At 69.6% G+C, this 20249-nt stretch carries 23 protein-coding genes; 14 read left to right on the forward strand and 9 right to left on the reverse strand.

The features are described 5' to 3' along the window. The 3 genes from IEX49_RS16245 to IEX49_RS16255 form a co-directional block, all read left to right on the forward strand. Nucleotides 1-1018 (forward strand): heavy metal translocating P-type ATPase (locus IEX49_RS16245; protein WP_188807243.1); only part of this gene is annotated, 1018 nt, incomplete at its 5' end. Nucleotides 1019-1171: 153 nt separating this feature from the next. Then, nucleotides 1172-1672: a signal peptidase II gene (locus IEX49_RS16250; protein ID WP_159554403.1), complete on the forward strand. Its 501-nt coding sequence runs from the start codon at nt 1172-1174 to the stop codon at nt 1670-1672. A 124-nt stretch (nt 1673-1796) separates the two neighbouring features. Continuing rightward, entirely contained in the window at nt 1797-3125 is a 1329-nt protein-coding gene (locus IEX49_RS16255) for a cytochrome P450 (protein WP_159554401.1), read from the forward strand. A 232-nt stretch (nt 3126-3357) separates the two neighbouring features. On the opposite strand, the gene ccsB is transcribed toward IEX49_RS16255, so the two are convergent. From ccsB to cmtR, 5 genes are all read right to left on the reverse strand, one after another. After that, a complete protein-coding gene (gene ccsB / locus IEX49_RS16260; protein ID WP_188807245.1) occupies nt 3358-4476 on the reverse strand; it encodes a c-type cytochrome biogenesis protein CcsB in 1119 nt (372 codons plus the stop codon). Nucleotides 4477-4479: 3 nt separating this feature from the next. After that, nucleotides 4480-6276, reverse strand: coding sequence for a cytochrome c biogenesis protein ResB (gene resB / locus IEX49_RS16265; RefSeq protein ID WP_159554397.1), 1797 nt, complete (start codon nt 6274-6276; stop codon nt 4480-4482). Between the two features lie 207 nt (nt 6277-6483). Further along, the gene (locus IEX49_RS16275; RefSeq protein ID WP_159554395.1) at nt 6484-7104 is read right to left on the reverse strand and encodes a TlpA family protein disulfide reductase; all 621 of its coding nucleotides are present in this window, start codon (nt 7102-7104) and stop codon (nt 6484-6486) included. Between the two features lie 262 nt (nt 7105-7366). After that, nucleotides 7367-7966 (reverse strand): cadmium resistance transporter, encoded by a 600-nt coding sequence (locus IEX49_RS16280; protein ID WP_159554393.1) that lies wholly within the window; start codon nt 7964-7966, stop codon nt 7367-7369. Next, nucleotides 7963-8322, reverse strand: a complete 360-nt coding sequence (gene cmtR, locus IEX49_RS16285) for a Cd(II)/Pb(II)-sensing metalloregulatory transcriptional regulator CmtR (RefSeq protein ID WP_159554391.1) — start codon at nt 8320-8322, stop codon at nt 7963-7965. Before cmtR ends, IEX49_RS16280 begins: the two co-directional genes overlap by 4 nt. A gap of 179 nt (nt 8323-8501) precedes the next feature. Between cmtR and IEX49_RS16290 the strand changes: the two genes are divergently transcribed. Both IEX49_RS16290 and IEX49_RS16295 read left to right on the forward strand, forming a co-directional pair. Beyond that, a complete protein-coding gene (locus tag IEX49_RS16290) occupies nt 8502-9461 on the forward strand; it encodes an arsenic resistance protein (RefSeq protein ID WP_159555334.1) in 960 nt (319 codons plus the stop codon). Nucleotides 9462-9557: 96 nt separating this feature from the next. Further along, nucleotides 9558-9956 (forward strand): ester cyclase, encoded by a 399-nt coding sequence (locus IEX49_RS16295; protein WP_159554389.1) that lies wholly within the window; start codon nt 9558-9560, stop codon nt 9954-9956. A 125-nt stretch (nt 9957-10081) separates the two neighbouring features. On the opposite strand, the gene IEX49_RS16300 is transcribed toward IEX49_RS16295, so the two are convergent. After that, on the reverse strand, nt 10082-10477 hold the full coding sequence (locus IEX49_RS16300; RefSeq protein ID WP_159554387.1) for a heavy metal-responsive transcriptional regulator: 396 nt from the start codon (nt 10475-10477) through the stop codon (nt 10082-10084). 110 nt (nt 10478-10587) lie between these two features. Between IEX49_RS16300 and merA the strand changes: the two genes are divergently transcribed. The 5 genes from merA to IEX49_RS16320 all read left to right on the forward strand — a co-directional run bounded on the left by merA (nt 10588) and on the right by IEX49_RS16320 (nt 15942). Continuing rightward, nucleotides 10588-11979, forward strand: a complete 1392-nt coding sequence (merA, locus tag IEX49_RS16305; RefSeq protein ID WP_159554385.1) for a mercury(II) reductase — start codon at nt 10588-10590, stop codon at nt 11977-11979. Nucleotides 11980-12189: 210 nt separating this feature from the next. Continuing rightward, complete coding sequence (locus tag IEX49_RS17175; RefSeq protein ID WP_229672830.1) at nt 12190-13203, forward strand: TnsB C-terminal domain-containing protein; 1014 nt, start codon at nt 12190-12192, stop codon at nt 13201-13203. Next, nucleotides 13116-13868 (forward strand): Mu transposase C-terminal domain-containing protein, encoded by a 753-nt coding sequence (locus tag IEX49_RS17180; RefSeq protein ID WP_229672831.1) that lies wholly within the window; start codon nt 13116-13118, stop codon nt 13866-13868. The genes IEX49_RS17175 and IEX49_RS17180 overlap by 88 nt, the downstream gene beginning before the upstream one ends. After that, complete coding sequence (locus IEX49_RS16315; RefSeq protein ID WP_159554383.1) at nt 13862-14779, forward strand: TniB family NTP-binding protein; 918 nt, start codon at nt 13862-13864, stop codon at nt 14777-14779. Before IEX49_RS17180 ends, IEX49_RS16315 begins: the two co-directional genes overlap by 7 nt. 14 nt (nt 14780-14793) lie before the next feature. Then, nucleotides 14794-15942: a TniQ family protein gene (locus tag IEX49_RS16320; protein ID WP_159554381.1), complete on the forward strand. Its 1149-nt coding sequence runs from the start codon at nt 14794-14796 to the stop codon at nt 15940-15942. A 263-nt stretch (nt 15943-16205) separates the two neighbouring features. Here IEX49_RS16320 and IEX49_RS16325 read toward each other — a convergent pair whose 3' ends face one another. Continuing rightward, nucleotides 16206-16805: a recombinase family protein gene (locus IEX49_RS16325; RefSeq protein ID WP_159554379.1), complete on the reverse strand. Its 600-nt coding sequence runs from the start codon at nt 16803-16805 to the stop codon at nt 16206-16208. Nucleotides 16806-16998: 193 nt separating this feature from the next. Between IEX49_RS16325 and IEX49_RS17185 the strand changes: the two genes are divergently transcribed. Then, entirely contained in the window at nt 16999-17178 is a 180-nt protein-coding gene (locus tag IEX49_RS17185; protein WP_159554377.1) for a recombinase family protein, read from the forward strand. A gap of 440 nt (nt 17179-17618) precedes the next feature. Here the strand turns inward: IEX49_RS17185 and IEX49_RS16335 are convergent, their stop codons facing one another. Both IEX49_RS16335 and IEX49_RS16340 read right to left on the reverse strand, forming a co-directional pair. Beyond that, nucleotides 17619-18062, reverse strand: coding sequence for a DUF302 domain-containing protein (locus tag IEX49_RS16335; protein ID WP_159554375.1), 444 nt, complete (start codon nt 18060-18062; stop codon nt 17619-17621). A 57-nt stretch (nt 18063-18119) separates the two neighbouring features. Next, nucleotides 18120-18377 carry a metal-sensitive transcriptional regulator gene (locus tag IEX49_RS16340; RefSeq protein ID WP_101589005.1) on the reverse strand — a complete coding sequence of 86 codons (258 nt, stop codon included), beginning with the start codon at nt 18375-18377 and terminating at the stop codon, nt 18120-18122. A 192-nt stretch (nt 18378-18569) separates the two neighbouring features. Here IEX49_RS16340 and IEX49_RS16345 point away from each other — a divergent pair, with 192 nt between their 5' ends. From IEX49_RS16345 to trxA, 3 genes are all read left to right on the forward strand, one after another. Further along, nucleotides 18570-18866 carry a rhodanese-like domain-containing protein gene (locus IEX49_RS16345; RefSeq protein ID WP_159554374.1) on the forward strand — a complete coding sequence of 99 codons (297 nt, stop codon included), beginning with the start codon at nt 18570-18572 and terminating at the stop codon, nt 18864-18866. A 51-nt stretch (nt 18867-18917) separates the two neighbouring features. Continuing rightward, a complete protein-coding gene (locus IEX49_RS16350) occupies nt 18918-19790 on the forward strand; it encodes a sulfite exporter TauE/SafE family protein (protein WP_159554372.1) in 873 nt (290 codons plus the stop codon). 77 nt (nt 19791-19867) lie between these two features. Then, nucleotides 19868-20245 (forward strand): thioredoxin, encoded by a 378-nt coding sequence (gene trxA / locus IEX49_RS16355; RefSeq protein WP_159554370.1) that lies wholly within the window; start codon nt 19868-19870, stop codon nt 20243-20245. Nucleotides 20246-20249 lie beyond the last annotated feature (4 nt).

The raw sequence follows: 20249 nt of genomic DNA on the forward strand, positions 1-20249 counted from the left end.
GGCCAGCCGGTTCGGGGTCGTCATCAAGTCCGGGGCGGCCTTCGAACGCCTCGGCGGGGTCCGCCACCTCGCCGTGGACAAGACCGGCACCCTGACCCGCAATCAGCCCACTGTCACCGCCGTGCTCACCACCGCAGACGCCTCTGAGCAGGATGTGCTGGGCTGGGCGGCGGCGCTGGAGCAGCACAGCACCCACCCGCTGGCCGCGGCCATCACCGCCGCCGCCCCTGATGCGCCTGCGGCCGAGGCCGTCACCGAGACCGCCGGGCACGGCATCACCGGCCGCCTCGACGGGGCCCCGGTCACTGTCGGCAGCCCCCGCTGGTTGGACCCTGGGTCCATCGCCGAAGATGTCCAGGCCTTGGAAGGGCAGGGCATGACCGTGGTTATCGTCCACCGCGACGGGTCGCCGGCCGGAGCGATCGGGGTCCGGGACGAGCTGCGCCCCGAGGTCCCCGCCGTCGTGACCACCCTGACCGGCCAGGGCATCGGGATCACGATGCTCACCGGCGACAACGCCCGCACCGCCCGGGCCATCGCCGCCGACGCCGGCATCGGCGACGTGCGCGCCGAACTGCGCCCCGAGGACAAGGCCACCGCCGTCCGCCAGTTGACCGGCACCGCCCCCACCGCGATGATCGGTGACGGCATCAACGACTCCCCCGCCCTGGCCGCCGCCGAGGTCGGCATCGCCATGGGCGCCACCGGCTCGGACGCGGCCATCGAATCCGCCGACGTCGCCTTCACCGGCCACGACCTGCGCCTGATCCCCCAGGCCCTGGCGCATGCCCGCCGCGGTCGGGCCATCATCAACCAGAATATCGTCCTGTCACTGCTGATCATCGCCGTCCTGTTGCCGCTGGCTATCACCGGCGTCCTGGGTTTGGCCGCCGTGGTGCTGGTCCACGAGGTCGCCGAGGTCATCGTCATCCTCAACGGCCTGCGCGCTGCCGCCAGCCGGCGCACCACCCTGGAGCCCCTTGCTGACCGGCAGGCTCAGCCCGCCACCGTGGGATGAGCTCCCACCGTGCCTGCGGAACAGAGACTCCGCAGGCACGGTGGGAGCTGACATGTCGGGCCATCCGGAACCCTCCAGTGACTCCACAGGTCGCGCGGAGGGCAGCAGATCCACTGAGTCGCCGGGAAACGGGCGCATCGCGAAAGGACACGAATGAACCACCAGCGCAGGTACCCCCTGGTGCTCTTGACCATTGCGATCGGGGCCGGCGTAGCGGTCCTGGACCAGGGGACCAAGTGGTGGGCGGAGAGCAACCTGTCCACGGGGGAGCGAGTCCCGCTCCTCGGGGACCTGCTCGGGCTCCAGCTGGCCTACAACCCCGGCGCGGCCTTCTCACTCGGCACCGACGCGACCTGGATCTTCACCATCATCTCAGCTGTGGCAGTCGCCGCGGCGATCTGGTTCACCCTCCGGGTCCGTACCGTGCTCTGGGCCATCGTGATCGGGTGCCTCGGCGGCGCGGTGACCTCCCACCTGGGCGACCGGCTCCTGCGCCCACCCTCGTTCGGGCAAGGCCACGTCGTGGACTTCATCGCCTACGGGAACTGGTTCATCGGCAACATCGCGGACATCTTCATCGTCGGCGGGATGCTGACCGTGGCCCTGCTGACCGCCACGAGTCCCGACCGCGACACCGCAGAAGCCCCACAGTAACCGCCAACTGGACGCCCCTGCGCCCCCTGCAGCGGCCGGCAACCCCACGGAGCCAGCCCGTGGGCGTCGGATGGGGCTACAGGGATGTCTTGTCTGGGCAGGAACGGTGTGACAGGTTGGGGGCATGCCTCGTACAACGCGGAGCGGCGATGAAGCAGAAGTGCCGACCCTGGGCGCGGTAGACCACCTCCGCGTCCTGACCCGGGTGCTCCTGGGCCCGGTGGTCAAGGGGCCGATCGTGCGCAGGCCGACAGCCGTCGGCCTGGCCGAACGCCTCGATACCGATGCCGCCGGCGTCGCCGAAATGCAGCGCCTGCGGTCCCGTTACGGCACCGGCCCGGTCCAGCTGCGGATCCCGGGCCGCCGGATCGCGCTGCTGCTGGACCCCGCCGATGTGCACCGCGTGCTCAACGACAGCCCCACCCCCTTCTCACCGGCCACGCTGGAAAAGCGCGGGGCGCTGAACCACTTCGAGCCGGCCGGCGCCCTCGTCTCGACCCCGCAGCAACGGCTCTCACGCCGTCCGTTCAACGAACAGGTCCTGGAAACCCCGCGCCCCGTCCACAGCCATGCCACAGCGATGACGAAGGTCATCACCGAAGAGGTCTCCGCGCTGCTGGGTCACGTGGACTTCACCGGCACCCTGGACTGGGAGGCCTTCGCGGTGATGTGGGGGCGCCTGGTCCGGCGCATCGTGCTGGGCGCCAGCGCCCGCGATGACGACCAGGTCACCGACGACCTGCGCCGGTTGCGTCAGCGCGGCAACTTCTCGTACCTCATGCCGCAGAACCGCCGCCTGCGTGAACGTTTCCTGCGCCGACTGCAGCACTACATCGAGCTGGCCGAGCCCGGCAGCCTGGCCGCCCTGGTCGCGCAGACCCCTGCCCCGGACGAGGCCGTCCCCCACCAGCAGGTCCCGCAGTGGCTCTTCGCCTTCGACGCCGAGGCCTGGGCCACGTTCCGGGCCCTGTCGTTGCTCACCAATCATCCGGGCGCTGTCGAGACGGCACGATCGGAGATGGCCCACGCTCCGGACTTGCCGTTCCTGCGCGCCACCGTGTTGGAGTCCCTCCGGCTGTGGCCGACCACCCCCCTGATCCTGCGCGATAGCACCGCGGCGACGCACTGGCGCAACGGCACCCTGCCACCGGGCACCGCGCTGGTCATCTACGCCCCGTTCTTCCACCGTGACGACGAGAACCTGCCCCAAGCCCACCGCTTCAGCCCAGAGCTGTGGTCTCAGGACCGCGAGGACAGCGACTGGCCGCTGGTGCCCTTCAGCGCCGGCCCCGGCATGTGCCCGGGCCGCAACGTGGTCCTGCTGACCTCGTCCCTGGTGCTGGGCGAACTGCTGCGCCAACACGACTTCACGGCCCAGGAACCGCTGGACACCAGCCAGCTGTCCGGCACACTGAGCCCGTTCTCCTCGCACTTCACCGTGCGCCACGACTGAACTGGCACGTCCTCGGATCCCACCGCCCAGGGCCGGCGCCTGTGGTGCCGCGCCGGGGGGCCGGTCGTCGCTGATCAGAAACTAGTCGCCATTTCGGTGCTGTTAGCCGGCTTCACCCCGGTCACCTGCTCACCGCGCTGATCCTGTCCCGGCCGCCGCGCCAGCGGACCGGCCCCGGACCGGATCCGCCTCCCGACAGGGGTGGGCCTCACCGGTATGGTTCGCCGCTGCCCTACGAGGGCAGGCCGGCGTAGGAGTGCAGGCCCGGGAAGTAGGTGTTGACGATGGTGAAGTTGAACACGATGCAGGAGTAGCCGATGATCGAGAGCCAGGCCGCCCGGTCCCCGGTCCAGCCGCGGGTGGCGCGGGCGTGCAGGTAGCCGGCGTAGACCACCCAGATCACGAAGGTCCACACCTCCTTGGTGTCCCAGCCCCAGTACCGGCCCCAGGACGCCTCGGCCCAGATGGCGCCGGCGATCAGCGTGAAGGTCCACATCACGAAGCCCACGGCGTTGATGCGGTAGGACCAGTTCTCCAGGCTCAGCGCGGACGGCACCAGCCGCATGAAGACCAACCCGCCGGTGGTGCCGGCGCGGGCCTTGGCCTCGCGGCGATGCTGGAGCAGCTGCAGGATGCTCATGGCGAAGGTCAGGGTGAACAGGGCCGAGGCCAGCACGGCGATGGAGACGTGGATGATGATCCACGGGGACTGCAGCGCGGGCTGCAGGTGCGCGATGGGCGTGGGGAAGCCGATGGTGGCCGCGGCCATCATGATCACCACGAGCCCGGCGACGAAGGTGCCCAGGAAGCGGATGTCCTTGCGGGTCAGGAACAGCAGGTACACCACGGAGACCAGCATCGCGCCGGTGGTGCAGAACTCGTACATGTTGCCCCACGGCACCCGGGAGGCGGCCACGGCGCGGGCGATCACGGCGAAGGCGTGCAGGGCGGCGGCGATGACCATCAGCGCCACCGCGACGTTGGCCACCGGGCGGGCGGTGGTGCCCAGGTAGTCCATGTCCTCATCCACCAGCTCGCTCCCGCCGGCACCGGTGTCGGCGCCGGTGCGGTTCGGGCGGGCGCCGGGGACCGTCGTCGAGCCCGTCCCGGCCTCCCGGGCCGAACTCCCGCCCCCGGCGCCCACCAGGTGCTCCCGGAGTACCGGGGATTCGGTGGTGTCGGTGGTGTCGATGTCGCGTTCTCGGGCCAGATCGGTCTCCAGGGCGCGGATGGTCTTGGAGGAGGTGGCCAGGTCCAGGGCGAAGAGGATGAAGGCGGCGGCGTAGACCAGCGCGGCGATGAGCATGAACAGGTCGCTGTAGCCGGCCAACTGATAGTTAATGGGTTGCATGGGTTACTCCGGTCGGTTCTGAACGGCACGGGCGGGGTGGTCCGGGGTGGTGCTGGGACTCCCTGCGGTGGCTGAGGCAGTGGTGGACGACGTGCTGGAGGCCGTGGGCGTCGAGGCGGTGGAGGATGAGGACGGCCCGGGTTCCTGTGGCGCGGTGACGGGCCAGAGCTGTTCGAACTTCCGGCGCAGGGCGAGGTTCTCCTCGCGCAACCTGAAGTCCTCGCCGCGGGCCAGCAGCCCGTACTCGACCACGGTGGAACCGTCGGGCCCGGTGGCGCCCCGGACCCAGACCCGGCGGCGGCGCACGAACAGGCTCACCACCAGGGCGATCAGGGCCAGCACGGCAAACACACCCACGCCCCACTTGCCCGGATCGTAGAGGATGTCCAGGCCGACATAGGGCTTGACCCCGTCGAAGGAGATCGAGCCCTTGCCTTCGGGTAGCTCGTAGGATTCCCCCACCGACAAGGTGACTCCCCCGGTGTCGAGATCGCGGTTGTTCAGCTCGGTGAGGTTCTCGGTGTCCAGGACGTAGACGTTCTGCGGCTTCCCCTCGTCCAGGCCCAGGTCCCCGTGGTAGGAGTTCAGGTTCAGCTCCGGGTTGAACAGCTCGGGGTCGATCGAGACGGCCACCCCGTCCTCTCCCGTATAAGAAGTCGGCAGGAAGAAGCCCACGAACCCGAGCTGGTCGGGTTGGGCGTCGGGGACCTTGATGGTCAGCAGCGAGGTGTACACCTCGTCCTGGACCTGGCCGACCACCGGGCCCTGGAAGGCGATGTCCCCGTTGCCGTCCCGCACGGTGACCTCCGGGGCGTAGCCGTTGCCGACCAGGTAGACCCGGGTGCCGCCGAACGCCAGCGGGTGGTTGACCTTCAGGATCCGCTCCTGGGGCTCGCCACCGGTGCCGTCCTGGACCTCCATGACCGCGGTGAAGTCCAACGGCTGGCCGTAGTGGGTCTCCGACTCCCGGTCGAAGACCTTCTCGAAGCTCTTCAGGGACATCGAGAACGGCACCAGGCTGTCCTCGGAGAAGGCACCGCCGGGGGTGAAGGCGTCGTAGGAGACGAGGGTGTTGGCGAAGCCCTCCTCCCCCTCCACGAGGATCTTCTGCCCGGAGTAGCTCAACAAGCCGCCCACAGCCATGAAGGCCAGCACCCCGATCAGGGACAGGTGGAACACGATGTTCCCGACCTCGCGGACGTAGCCGCGCTCGGCCCCCACGGAGGCCCCGCCGCCGGGCTCCTGTCGGACCTCGACCCGGTAGCCGCGCCTGCGCAGGTACGCCGCGGCCTGGTCCACCGCCGCGGCCGGGGACGGGCCGGAGGGATCCAGCAGCACGGTGCCGTATTCGGGCAGCCGGGACAGCCGCCGCGGGGTGCGCGGCGGGGCCGAGCGCAGCACCTTGGCGTGCTTGACGGCCCGCGGGGCCACGCAGCCGATCAGGGAGACGAACAACAGGATGTAGATCGCCGAGAACCACACCGAGGAGTACACGTCGAACAGCTGGAACCGGTCCAGCCACTCCCCCAGCACCGGGTTGTCCTCCAGGTACTGGTTGACGATCTCCGGACCCGCCGGGCGCTGCGGGAACAGCGAGCCCGGCACCGCGGCCACCGCCAGCAGCAACAGCAGCATCAGCGCGGTGCGCATGGACGTCAACTGCGTCCAGGCGAACCGCAGCGTGCCGGTGACACCCAGGGCGGGCAGCTGGACCTCGGGCTGCTGGGGCTGGTCGTGCCGGGACGGCTCGGTGCGGGCGTCCTCGTCCCGGGCCACCCGCACATTGTCCTGCTGGCTCACCGCGGCCGCCTCTCGTCACTGGACTGCTTCTGGGCACTGTGGCACGGAGCCGGCAGTTGCACCGCCCGGGTGTGCCCGGCCCCGGCGGCCCCCCGGCAACGGGCGCGCGCCCGCGGGGCCGAGCCGGCAGGGTGGTTCTCGTCGCTGGGGTCCTCCGCCGCCGTCCCGGTGGCGGCCAGGGGCAGGGTCCGGTCGCTCACGGGCCGCTCAGGCCTGTTCATCCAGGACGGTGGCGATCAGGGTGCGCAGCGTGGAGGGCTCGGCGATCCCCAGGATCCGGGCCGAGACCCGCCCCTGTCGGTCCAGCACGATCGTGGTCGGCACGGCCTGCGGCGGCACGTAGTCCGTCATCGCCAGCAGCACCTGCCCGCCGCGGTCCTCCACCGAGGGGTAGGTGATCCCGAAATTGCGTTCAAAGGCCTCGGCGGTGGCCACCGTGTCCCGGACATTGATGCCCAAGAACCGCACCCCCTCGGGGGCGAACTGCTCGTGCAGGGCCTGCAGGTCCGGGGCCTCCACCCGGCACGGGGCACAGGCGGCATACCAGAAGTTCAGCACCGCCGGGTCCCCGGCCAAGTCCTCGGTGCTGACCGGCTCCCCGGAGAACAGGGTGGAGCGGAACCGCACCGGCTCCCCGCGCTCGGCCGGGGCGATCTCCAGGACCGACCCGTCACCGGCGATGTAGTTCTTGCCATCGGCGTTGCCGGCCTGGGCGGCCAACGGGTCGTCCGAACTGCAGGCCGCCAGCAGCGGCAAGGACACGACCCCGGCCAGCCCGGCCAGAACCCGACGGCGTGAGGGGGTGGACAACGGCGGACGGGAGGGCATACGGCAGGCACTACTTTCAGAACTCGATACCGGGACCACGGCAGGGATCGGGGCTTCCCGGATTCTACCGGTTGTAGAAGAACGGGCCGAACTCCGGGCTACACCGCCGGCAAGGCTGAGCGATGACAGCCCGACGGGGCTTCCGGTCGGCGGATTGGTGGCACGGGCGCTGAGTCTGCTCAATGGTCAAGGCGCGCAACGCAATTTGCGGCACGGGGAAGGCGGGGCCGAGCCGCTCGGGGTGAATGCCCGGCCCCGTAGCTCAGAGCCCGAAAGCTCCACCGCTGATGAGGATGAAGACGCCCAGGCCGATCAGCACGATGGGGAACAGGATGTGCTCCCAGCGTTCCAGCACCTCGGCGATGGGCCGGCGGGTGGCGACAAATTTAGCCAAGCCCACCAGTACCGCCACCAGCGCGAGGAACACGATGCAGTAGGCGACCACGGCGCCCGGGCCGACGCTGAGGAAGACCGGGACGTAGACGCCGATGTTGTCCCCGCCGTTGGCGAAGGTCACCCCGGCCACGGTCCAGACGCCGACCTTCTTGCCCTCGATCTTGGCATCGTCATCGTCATCGTCGTCCCCGCGCCAGGCCTTCCAGGCTGCCCACAGACCCAGCCCCAGCGGGATCAGCCCGAAGTACGGGATGACCTCCGGGGGCAGGAACGCCCCCGCGCCCAGGGACACGAGCACGGCCGCGCCCAGGATGCCGGCAAAACCCAGGTACTGGCCGACCAGGATCCGGGCGGTGGTCCCCCGTTGACCGGCGCCGCGGGCGAAGAACAGGGAGAGCACGATGATGTCATCGATGTTCGTGACCAGAAACAGGCCGATCGCCTGCAGGACTGAAGACAGGATCATGCCGCAGCCTCCGTATCGTCGCAGCCTGGCACCGAGCACGCCGGGTCCAGGCACGGGGCGCTCTCATCCACCGCCAGGGCGATATCGACCAGGCCGGTCAACGCCCGCGTCAGGTGCGCATCGGCGAGCTCATACCGGGTCTGGCGGCCCTCGGCCACCGCGACCGCCATCCCGCAGTCCCGCAGGCACGCCAGGTGGTTCGACACGTTCGAGCGCGTCAATCCCAGGTCCCGGGCCAGCTCGGCCGGGTAGGCCGGGCCCTGCAGCAGGGTCAGCAGTATCCGTGACCGGGTCGGGTCGGCCATCGCCCGCCCCAACCGGTTCATTACATCCAAACGAGAATTTATAATCATCACTCGCTGAACTATACAGTGCGCACTGAACCGACCCCGGCGGGGGGCGGTGCGCGGATCACGGAGAGGCGTCTCTTTGTCGAAGCCCGGGGTCGCCACCGGGATCACCCTGCGCCCGGGGGCAAGGCCGCAGGGCCGTCTCCTAGGGTGGAGGGGTGAACGACTCGACGGCAGCGGCGTGGATGGAGCGGCACCAGATCGCCCTCTACGTGGCGGCGATTGTCGTCGGCATCGCGGCCGGGTGGTGGGCCCCCGGGGCCTCGGCGCTGGAGGCGGCGATCAACCCGGTACTGGGTCTGTTGCTGTTCGCCACATTCCTGGCGGTGCCGTTCACCGCGATCGGGCGGGCCTTCACGGACCTGCGGTTCCTGGGTGCGGTGCTGGTGCTGAACTTCGTGGTGGTCCCGGCGATCGTCTTCGCCCTCTCCCGCATTGTCGCCGACCATGAGGCGCTGCTGCTGGGGGTGCTGCTGGTGCTGCTGGCCCCGTGCATCGACTACGTGATCGTCTTCGCCGGGCTGGCCGGCGGGGCCCCCGACCGGTTGCTGGCCGCGGCCCCCTTGCTGATGCTCGTCCAGATGGTGCTGCTGCCTGTGTACCTGTGGGCCTTCGCCGGGACCGAGACGGTCGCGCTGGTGGAGATCGGCCCGTTCGTGGAGGCCTTCGTGGTGCTCATCCTCCTCCCCCTGGGCGCGGCCGCGTCCGTGCAGTGGGCCGCGCCCCGCAGGACGGCGGCCCGGACGGTGGAGTCGGCGATGACCGTGGCGATGGTTCCGCTGATGATGGCGACCCTGTTCACCGTCATCGCCTCCCAGGTCCGCGGGGTGGGTGAGCAGTTCGGGGCGCTGGCGGCGGTGGTGCCCCTGTACGTGGCGTTCCTGGTGGTGATGATCCCGATCGGCATCCTCACCGCCCGCACCGCGCGCCTGGACGTGCGCTCCGCCCGGGCGCTGGTGTTCACCGGGGCCACCCGTAACTCCCTGGTCGTACTGCCCCTGGCCCTGGCCCTGCCGGCCTCCCTGAACCTGGTGCCGTTGGTCGTGGTCACCCAGACCCTGGTGGAACTGATCGGCATGGTCATCTTCGTCCGCCTGATCCCCCGCCTCCTCCCCGAACCCCAGGCCACCCCCAGCACTGCCTGACCACCGCCGCTCGACACAGAGCTCCTGTCGGCAGCCCGGCCACGCGCCCCTATAGGGTGGCGGCGTCAGCCTTCCCCGCCGCCCGGAAGAGAAACCATGCCCGCCCCTGATGACGCCACGCGGTCCGCCCACGCTGCCGTGACCACCCGCCTGGTTGAAGAGGTGCTGGTCGGCGGGAACCTGGGGATGCTGGACCGGCTCTACACCCCGGCCCTGGCCCCGGTGGCCCACCGCTGGATCGCCCCGTTCCACACCTCCTTCCCTGACGTGCGCATGCAGATCGTGCAACTGGTCCGCGAGGAGGACACGGTGGCCGCCCGGTTCCGCTGTTCCGGCATCCAGCTGGGCCCGTGGCGCGGCCACGCCCCCACCGGGCGACGCTTCGAGAACATCGACGAGGCGTACCTCTTCACCTTCCGCGAGGGGCTGATCGCCAAGGCCTGGGGCCTGGCGGACACCCTGGAACGCTTCCGCCGGCTCGGCCTACGCCCCTAACACGGCAACACCCTCACTGTCGGATGGAGCCGCTGATCCGGCCGTCCATGGTGCCGGCGATCCGGGTGGACTTCCACCCCGGCATGAGCCCTGCTGCTGGCTGTGGCCAGCGCCGGCGCCCGACGCTAGAGGTACTGGCAGATCGTGTCCGGCGGGCAGTCGGCCGGGTCCAGGGCGGCCGCGCGTTGCCGGAGGTCGGTGACGGCCTGTTGCAGTGCCCTCAGGTCGGCGATCTGACGATCGAGGGCGCCCAGGCGGGCGTCCAGCAGGTCCGCGACGTGCCCACAGGGGGCGGACCCGCCGTCGCGCAGGTCCAGGATCTGACGGACCTGGGCCAAGGTCAGCCCGGCGGCACGGCCGCGGCGGACGAAGTCCAGGCGCGCCAGGACCGCCGCGGGGTCGGGGTAGTGCCGGTAGCCGTTGACGGTGCGCTCAGGGGCCGGGAGCAGCCCGGCGTCCTCGTAGAAGCGCAGCGTCTTGGCGGTGGTCCCGCCGGCCTGGGCCAGCTCACCGATGCGCACCCCACCACCTCCGCCTCTCGGGTCCGGGCCGGTCGGTCTTGACCTTACCCCGCACTGGAACGTTCAGGATGGTGACCAAGGAAGCAACGACGAGAAGGGCATCGCACAACATGGACGAGAAGTACGAGGTCGATCTGGCCGTGGTCGGTTCCGGGGGCGCCGCGATGTCCGCGGCGATCGCCGCCCGGCAGGCCGGGCACACGGTGGTGCTCATCGAGCGCGGCGTGCTCGGCGGCACCTGCGTGAACATCGGCTGCGTACCCTCCAAGACCCTGCTCGCCGCGGCCGGCGCCCGGCACACCGCGCTGGCCAACCCCTTCGGCGGGGCCCCAACCGGTGCCGGGCCGGTTGACCTGACCGCCCTGGTGCGGCAGAAGGACGAACTCATCGAGCACCTGCGCGGGGCCAAATACGCCGACGTGGCCGCCGCCCACGGCTTTGAGATCCTCCCCGGGCAGGCCCGCTTCCTCGACGGGCGCACCATGGCCGTGGACGGTAGGCCTCTGCGCGCCCGAACCTACCTGGTGGCCACCGGGGCCGAGCCCGCGGTGCCGAACCTGCCAGGCCTGGAACAGGTGGAACCACTGACCTCGACCACGGCCATGGAACTGGACCAGGTGCCCGAGTCCCTGGTCGTCATCGGCGGCGGGTACGTGGGCCTGGAACAGGCCCAGCTGTTCGCCCACCTCGGCGCCCGGGTGTCCCTGGTGGGACGGGTCGCGCCCCGGGCCGAACCGGAGCTGGCCGCCCGGCTCCGGGAAATCTTCACCCAGGACGGCATCACCGTCATCGAGGAGCACGCCGGATCCGTCGCCACCGAGGGCGGGCAGGCGGTCGTGACGACCGTCTCCGGCCGGCAGGTCAGGGGCGCCCGGGTGCTGCTGGCCACCGGACGGGCCGCCCGCACCGACGGGCTGGGCCTCCAGTCGGCAGGGGTGGAGGTCGACGCGGCCGGCTTCATCGCCGTCGACGCACACCAGCGCACCACCAACCCGCGCATCTACGCCGCCGGGGACGTGACCGGCGCCCCCCAGTTCGTCTACGTCGCCGCCGCCACCGGCCGGGTCGCCGCGCGCAACGCCCTAGCCACCGACGCCGAGGACGCCCTCTCCCAGGTGGACTACGCGGGCCTGCCCGCGGTGGTGTTCACCCGCCCGCAGCTGGCCTCCGCCGGGCTGACCGAGGCCCAGGTACTGGCCCGAGGCCGGGCCTGTGAGTGTCGGGTCCTGGACCTGTCCGAGGTGCCCCGGGCCCTGGTCAACCACGACACCCGCGGGGCGGTCAAGATCGTCGCAGACGCGACCACCGGCACCGTCCTCGGCGTGCACGCCCTGGCCGACGGGGCCGGGGAAATCATGTTGGCCGCCACCTACGCCATCAAGGCCGGCATGAGCGTCGACGACCTGGCCGACACCTGGGCCCCGTACCTGACCATGGCCGAGAGCCTGCGCCTGACCGCCGGCCTGTTCCGCAACCAGATGCCCACCTCCTGCTGCGCCTGACGCTTCAGGCATCAGCGTCAAGACATGATTGTCAGACACGGGTACACCCTCTTTTACACCTCTCGCCCTGTCATTTTCAGAAGTTGACTGCACTCTCGGGCCCGTCAACCCGGGGGTGGTGTCGTCGACTTCTGAACTCTGGTCGTTCAGTAGTCGTGTGCACTAGGGTCGCGTCTGCTCAGTAGTCCTGTTCTCTATGAGGAGGCGGGCGTGGACGGCGACCAGGATGAGATGGCTGGACCGGGCGTGCTTGCGGTGCCCGAGCTTGAGTGGGAGCAGGCCCGGTTGCGGGCCGGGGTGATCGGTCGACTGGCCGAGCACGATCCAGTGGGACTGGCTGCCGTCGACGAAGCCGCGGTGGAGCTGGGGATCTCCCGGCGCCGGGTGTACGTGCTGCTGGAGCGGTACCGGCAGGGCTCGGGCCTGGTCACTGATCTTGTCCCCCGGCGATCGGATGGTGGCAAGGGTGGGGGCCGGCTGGCGGAGCCAGTGGAGCAGATCATCCGTGAGCTGGTGCGCCAGCGGTACTTGACCCGGCAGAAGCGCAGCATTGCCTCGCTGCATCGGGAGATCACGCGGGCCTGCGCCGTGCAGGGGCTGCCGGCTCCGGCACGGAACACGGTGGCCGCGCGGATCGCCCGGATGAATCCGGTCGAGGTGGGCCGGCGGCGCGAGGGGGCCGAGAGCGTCCGGCCGTTGCAATCGGCCGGCGACGAGGTTCCGGTTGTCGAGTCGATCCTGGACCAGGTGCAGATCGATCACACGGTCATAGATTTGATCGTGGTCGATGACCGTGACCGCCAGCCGATCGGACGGCCGTATCTGACGGTGGCCATCGACGTGTGCAGTCGGTGTCTGGTTGGAATGGTGGTGACCTTGGAGCCGCCCTCGGCGGTGTCGGTGGGGTTGTGCCTGGCCCATGCGGCGGGTGACAAGCGGCCCTGGCTGGAGCGGCTCGGAATCGACGCGGCCTGGCCGATGAGCGGCAAGCCGAAGGCACTGTATGTGGACAATGCCCGGGAGTTCAAGAGCGAAGCGCTCACCCGCGGGTGCGACCAGCACGGTATCAGTCTCGACTACCGCCCGCTGGCCGGCCGCATTACGGCGGGACCGTCGAGCGGGTCATCGGCACGGCCATGCAACAGATCCACGAGCTGCCGGGGACCACGTTCTCGAATCCAGTCGAGCGTGGGGCGTACGACGCCGAGAAGATGGCCGCGCTGACCATGGCCGAGTTGGAGCGGTGGCTGGTGTTGGCGGTGGCGACCTACCACGGCACGGTGCACTCCACACTGGGCCAGACCCCGGCCGGACGGTGGGCCGACGGGGTCGCAGCGACCGGTACCCCGGTGCTGACAGCTAACCCGACGGCGTTCCTGGTGGATTTTCTGCCCGTGTTCCGCCGCAAGCTCACGCGCACCGGGTTCGTCATAGACCATGTCCACTATTTCGCCAACGCGCTCAAGCCGTGGATCGCACGCCGCGAGGCCCTGGAGCGGTTCCTGATCCGTCGGGATCCGCGCGATATCAGCCGGATCTGGGTGCTGGACCCCGAGGGCACCGCATACATCGAGGTCCCGTACCGGACGATGTCGAACCCGACGGTCAGCGTGTGGGAACACCGCCAGGCCCTGGCCCGGCTGCGCGAGCGTGGGGCCACCGAGGTCGATGAGGCGGGCCTGTTCCGGATGATCGAGCAGATGCGCACCATCGCCGAGACCGCCCAGAAGACCACCAAGCGCACCCGCCGCGAGAGACAACGCCGCGCCCAAGCCGGGACGGCCAATACGAGGCCGACGCCCCCGGTGCCGGAACTGCCTGTCGTACCGGCGGACTCGGAGGCGGCCGGTCGATCGGTGGCCCGGTTCGGGGAGATCGAGCAATGGTGAACGCCGACGAGTACGAGCCGCTGGAGCTGTCCCACCTGCACCCGGCCGCGCAGCCGGTGGCGCGACTGCCGGCGGCCGAGCGCATCCAGCGGATCCGCGCGGACCGCTGGATCGGTTATCCGAGGGCGGTCGAGGCCGTCGAGCGTCTGGAGACCCTGCTCGGCTGGCCGCCGAAGCAGCGCATGCCCAACCTGCTGCTGGTGGGCCCGACGAACAACGGCAAGTCGATGATCATCGAGCGCTTCCGCCGGCAGCACCCGCCCAGCTCCGAGCTGGACCGGGAACAGGTCCCGGTGGTGTGCGTGCAGATGCCCTCGGAACCCTCGCCCTTGCGGTTCTACACCGCGATCCTGTCCGCCCTGGGCGCACCATTGCGGCCCCGGCCCCGCGTGGTGGAACTCGAACGCCTCGCTTTGTCCCTGCTGCGCGAGGTCGGGGCGCGGATGCTGGTCGTCGATGAGCTGCACAACGTGCTGGCCGGCCGCGGGGACACCCGGCGGGAGTTCCTGAACCTGCTGCGATTCCTGGGCAACGAACTGCGCATCCCCCTGGTCGGGGTCGGCACCCGCGAGGTCTACCTGGCGGTGCGCTCGGACGACCAGCTGGAGAACCGCTTCGAGCCCTTCGTGCTCCCGCTCTGGGAGGCTGACGACCAGGCAAGGTCCCTACTGGCCAGCTTCGCCGCCTCCTTCCCGCTGCGGAAACCCTCGGTGATCGACACCGAGGACATGGCTCGCTACCTGCTGGCCCGCAGCGAGGGCACCATCGGGGAACTGGCCCACCTGCTCACTGCGGCCGCGGTGGCCGCGGTGGAGTCGGGCCTGGAGGAGATCGACCACCGGACGCTGACGATGGCGGACTATCTCGGCCCGGCCGGACGCCGACGGGTCTTCGAACGCGAGCTGCTGTGAGGACCCGGTGGCCGGTGCATCCGGCCCCGGTCACCGGTGAGGCACTCACCTCCTGGCTGCGCCGAATCGCCCACCGCTACGGGGCCGAGGTCGAGGACCTCGTTCTCGATACCGGGTTCTGCTTCCCCCGTCCCGGGGACCTGGACGTGGCTGCCCCGGAGGGGTTCATCGACCAGCTGGCTGCGCGCACCGGGGCCAGAACCGACACCATACGGGCCATGACCTTCGGAGGGCAGACCCCCTGGCTGCTGGACCAGCTCGAGCCAGCGGCGGAGGCCTACACCACCTACACCCGACAGCTGGCGGTGCTGCTGCCCCGGGGAAGGAGACGGGACCGTACCGTGGAGGACTGGCGGGCCTGGTTGCCGACGGTTGCCGGTTGGCGCCATCGGGCCTGTCCGCGCTGCACCACGGAATCAACCCCGCCGTGCCCGTACCAGCTGGCGTGGCTGGTGCCCCTCATGCTCTCCTGCCCCGTCCACCACTGCCGACTCGAACTCCACGACGGCCCGTTGGGATACCACGACTTCTGGCACACCTCGTCGGGTGGGCCCGAGCCGCGACCGGTCGGGGAGGCGATCCGGAGCATGGACCAGCGGACCTGGCAGGCCCTGACGACCGAGGCTGTAGAACTCCCCAGGCATCGGGTGCACGCTGGGACCTGGTTCCGCCTGCTGCGGACGCTTCTCGATGAGCTCGGCGCGACCATCACCGAGAGCGGCGCACCCGGCCGGCTGACACGCCAGGTGTGGGACCGCACCGGCCATCCGGTCCGCGCCGGACAGGGCCCGTGGCGCCCCTACGAGGAACTCTCCGACCAGCGCCAACTCCAATCCCTTGAAGCCGCCGCCACCGCGATACACCTGCTCGAAACCCGGGCCATGGCCTGCTTCGGACGCGAAGCCGAGGTGTTCCTGCCCCAGCCGGACTTTTCCCGCGACCCCGGTCGCCCCGACCAGACCACGGACCCCACCGCCCTGCGGTGGCAGGAGATCAAGGAGAGCTTTCAGGCCGTCGTCGAGGAAGCCCAGACCACCCCGGAGACCGCCCGTCAGCTTTTCAACTTCTGCACGATGTACCGTCGCGACAACGACGAAGTGGTCCAAGGCGTCCGGGGCAATTTCGTCGAGCTCGGCATACCTTCGGACTACCTGTCACCATAGCTGCGTCACGACCGTCTGCGAGACGTAGAATAGATGGCGGGATACGTGACAGTTTTTCTCAACACCTCGTATGACTTTCAGAGATAAGTGGCGGCATTCTGTGGAAGCTAAATGACGGTACGGACTGTCCAGAAGCGTCGCCATCTGTGGACCCAGGCAAGGCGCCCCGAGACGGCGAACGTCCGAAGCCCTTTCCGGGCCGGGGCCGCGGGGTGCCGAACTCAGGCGTACTGACATCCGTTGGGCGCGGCCGCCGGGGGCCCTTATGTGTTGGGGGCTTCCTGGTTCCCGGACAGTTGTTGCTGGTGCCGATAGAGGGTGGCCCGGCTCCAGCCCACGAGCCGGGCGGCGTCGGCGGCGGTGCGGCCCTTGGCGCGGGCGGCGTTGACGATGGCAAGTTTGTCGGCGATGTCGGTCGGGTCGAGGGGCGGGCGGCCGAACCGAGTGCCCCCGGCGCGGGCGGCGGCGATACCGGCATTGACGCGTTCGACGATCAGTTCGCGTTCGTACTCGGCGAGGGTGGCGAGCATGTTCAGCATCAGCCGGCCCGTGGACGTCGAGGGATCGATGCCGTCGGCGATGGACTTCACCTGCACGTCCCGGTCGCGCAGCAGATTGACGGTGTTGAGGACGTCAATGAGGGACCGACCGAGCCGGTCCACGCGCCAGACCACGACGGTGTCCCCGGGCTCGGCGTAGTCGAGCAGCTTGCGCATGCCAGGCCGGTCCACCGCGTTCCTGCTCCCGGAGGTGACTTCGGCGAAGATGTCTCGTTTCTGGACCCCTGCGGCGAGGAGTGCATCGACCTGGAGTTGGGCGTCCTGGCCGGCGGTGCTCACGCGCGTGTAGCCGAGTTGTCTCACAAACCCATCTTGCCTCACAAAGGGGGTCTCGGTGGGATTTCGAGACACTACGCGTTGAGACGACTTATCGAGACACCGCGGGGGCCAGGATCCCGGTCTTCGATGGCGCACGCCGGGAGGCAGATCCGGTGTCTTGGAAAGCTGTCCATTAATAAGACACGCATCGTGGCCTTTGCCCAAGGTCTGAGATTGCGTGAGGGCACGCTCCGGGGACACGCTGCTGGTGTGGAAGCTCGAGCGGCTCGGTCGGGATCTGCGCCACCGGGTCAACATCGTCCACAACCTCACCGAGCGGGGCGCGTGCCGTACGGCGCCCCGTCACCGGACAAATCACCGGACGGGGGCTACGGGACGCCCCCCGAGGCGTGCTTGAGCGTGCCCAGGTCACAAGCGGTGTGTCCGGTGGGGGTTCCCTTTACGGGATCCTGCTCAGTGACCGATCTGGGGCCCTTTGTCGATTTCAGAAGCCGGCGACACGGACGTCAGGAGTGGCCTGCACTAATTTCCTAGGTGAGGCCACGGTTGCCATTAGCGGACGATCCCTCGGTCAGTCCCATGTCGGCCTGAGTTGTTTCATGTGGATGGCGGTGCACGCCGCTGTGTGAGCACCCGCACTTCAAGCGTTCTCTGCAGGCAGGTTCACCACCGGGTATGCCCGTCCCGCAGGAGTGTCCAGCGACCTGGTGTGCTGCGGACGGACGTGTCCAGTCCAGGACGCGTCGTGGTGCCAGGCAATGGCCGGGTCCACACCGCCGCCTGCGCGGCATCCGGGCACTGGCGGTAAGGCGACGGGCGTAGGGGCGCCCGTCAGGTTCAGTGGACCGGGTCGGAGTCCGGGCGTGCGGGGCCTGTGCGGCCGAGGCTGGCCAGGGCGGCGCGCAGGCGGGTGTCGGCGTCGTCGGCGACCTCGCGGACCTGGGGGCTGTCGCTGAGGCGGACCATGGTCTGCGGGTCGATGGCCTCGATGAGGGTGTGCTGGTCATCGGACCCGCGGCGGACCACGACGTTGCAGGGCAGCAGGGCGCCGAGCTGGGGTTCGGCCGCCAGGGCGCGGCTGGCCAGTGTCGGGTTGCAGGCTCCGAGGATCACGTAGTCGCCGAGGTCTGCGGCGGCCTCGGGGCCGAGCTTGGCGGTAAACGTGGCGGTGATGTCGGCCTCGGTGAGGACGCCGAAGCCCTGCTCGGCCAGGGCCTGACGGGTGCGTTCCACGGCCTGCTCGTAGGTCAGGGGGACGGTGATCGAGTGGGTATAGGCCATTCTGAGCTCCTTCGTGAACGATGAGGGGTGTTCTCAGCCTGCCCGAGACAGGGCCGGTCAGGCCAGGGAAAGGAAGAGCTTCTCCAGGTCCTTCTTGTCCAGGTTCTCTTCCGGGTTGGCCAGGCACTGCTCGAGCCCGCTGGCGATGATGGCGAAGCCGGCGCGATCCAGGGCCTTGGACACCGCCGAGAGCTGGGTGACGACGTCCTTGCAGTCCCGGCCCTCCTCGAGCATGCGCACCACGGCGGTGAGCTGGCCTTGGGCGCGCCTGAGGCGGTTGAGTACGGGGGTCATCTCGGTGGCGTCCAGTTGCACGTGGTCTCCTGAGGTCGGGGCGTGCCATCCATTCTATACCCCAGGGGGTGTCTTGCATACCCCTGGGGGTATCGTGCATACTGAGTCGAGACAGGCTCTGCCTGTGACCGGATACCTGCTGGACAGCCCGGCTTTGGCCTAAGCGCCACGGATCCGTCCCCTTTGATGTCCCCGATACGTTGAGGAGTAGTCATGTCCGAGATCACCGTTGCCCAGGCCGATGAGCGCCGAGCCCAGGACCAGATTCTGGATGTGCGCGAGGATTTCGAGGTAGCCGAGGGGATGATCCCCGGCGCCCTGCACATTCCCATGGACCAGCTCGGTTCCCGGCTGCAGGAGCTGGACCGGTCCCGCCCGGTGATCGTGGTGTGCCGCAGCGGCAACCGCAGCGCCCGGGTGGCCGAGGCGCTCAATCAGGCCGGCTACACCGCCGACACCATGACCGGCGGGATGGTCGCCTGGCAGGGCGCCGGACTGCCGGCCCACTGAGCCCGGCCTCCGACCGATGACTGCTGACCGCCGACTGACAAGGACGCTGCCATGACGCTCACCCTTCTTCTGACCCTGCTGCTCTCGGTGTTGATCGGGCTCTCCCTGGGCCTGCTCGGCGGCGGCGGATCGATCCTGACCGTGCCGATCCTGACCTACGTCGCCGGTCTGGATCCCAAGGAGGCGATCGCCGCGTCCCTGTTCGTCGTCGGAGTCACCTCCGCCTTCAGCGCCATCACCCACGCCCGCAACCAGCGGGTCAAGTGGCGCACTGGGCTGATCTTCGGTGCCGCCGGCATGGCCGGGGCCTTCGGTGGCGGCCTGCTGGGCGGATACATCCCCGGTACCGTCCTGATGATCGCATTCGCCCTGATGATGGTGGCCACCTCGGTGGCCATGATCCGTGGCCGCAAGAACAAGGCCGCGACGACCCACGAGGGCGAACTGCCGATCCTCAAGGTCCTGGCCGAGGGCCTGGTCGTCGGTTTGGTCACCGGCCTGGTCGGCGCCGGTGGTGGCTTCCTCATCGTGCCCGCCCTGGCCCTGCTGGGCGGGTTGTCCATGCCCGTGGCAGTGGGCACCTCCCTAGTAGTGATCGCGATGAAGTCCTTCGCCGGACTGGCCGGGTACCTGACCACCGTGTCCCTGGACTGGGTGCTGGTCGGGGCTGTGACCGCCGCCGCGATCGCCGGATCGGTGCTCGGGGCCCGGCTGGCCGGGCGGATCCCGGAGGCCGCCCTGCGTAAGGGCTTCGGGGTGTTCGTGCTCATCATGGGCGTCTTCGTCCTGGTCCAGGAGTTGCCCGGGGCCACCGGAATGATCGTCGGGGCGGTCGCCGCCCTGGCGGCCGTGGCCGCCGCCGTGTGCTGGTTCGCCGTGCCCAGCTGCCCGATCCGCACCGCCGGCACCACCAACCCCACCTGAGCGTCCTCCACCCCTTCCTGTTCCCGTCGGTCTACACCGACCGCAGACGACCGATCATCACTGACAAGGAGACCCCCATGGCCACCATCGACGTCACCGACCAGGACTTCGCCGGCACCATCCAGGAAAATGACATTGTGCTCGTGGACTTCTGGGCGGGCTGGTGCGGGCCCTGCCGCCGGTTCGCCCCCACCTACGAGGCCGCCTCGGCCCAGCACCCCGACGTGGTCTTCGCCAAGGTCGACACCGAGGCCGAGCAGGCCCTGGCTGGCGCTGCGGGCATCAGCTCCATCCCCACCCTGATGGCCTTCCGCGAGGGCGTGCTGGTCTTCTCCCAGCCCGGCGCCTTGCCTGCGCCTGCCCTCGAACAGGTCATCACCGCCGTGAAGGACCTGGACATGGTCCAGGTCCATGCCCAGGCGGCCGCCCAGTCCGACCGGACCGAGCAGGCCTGACCGA

Source organism: Citricoccus zhacaiensis, assembly GCF_014645315.1.
In the GTDB taxonomy this organism is placed as follows: domain Bacteria; phylum Actinomycetota; class Actinomycetes; order Actinomycetales; family Micrococcaceae; genus Citricoccus; species Citricoccus zhacaiensis.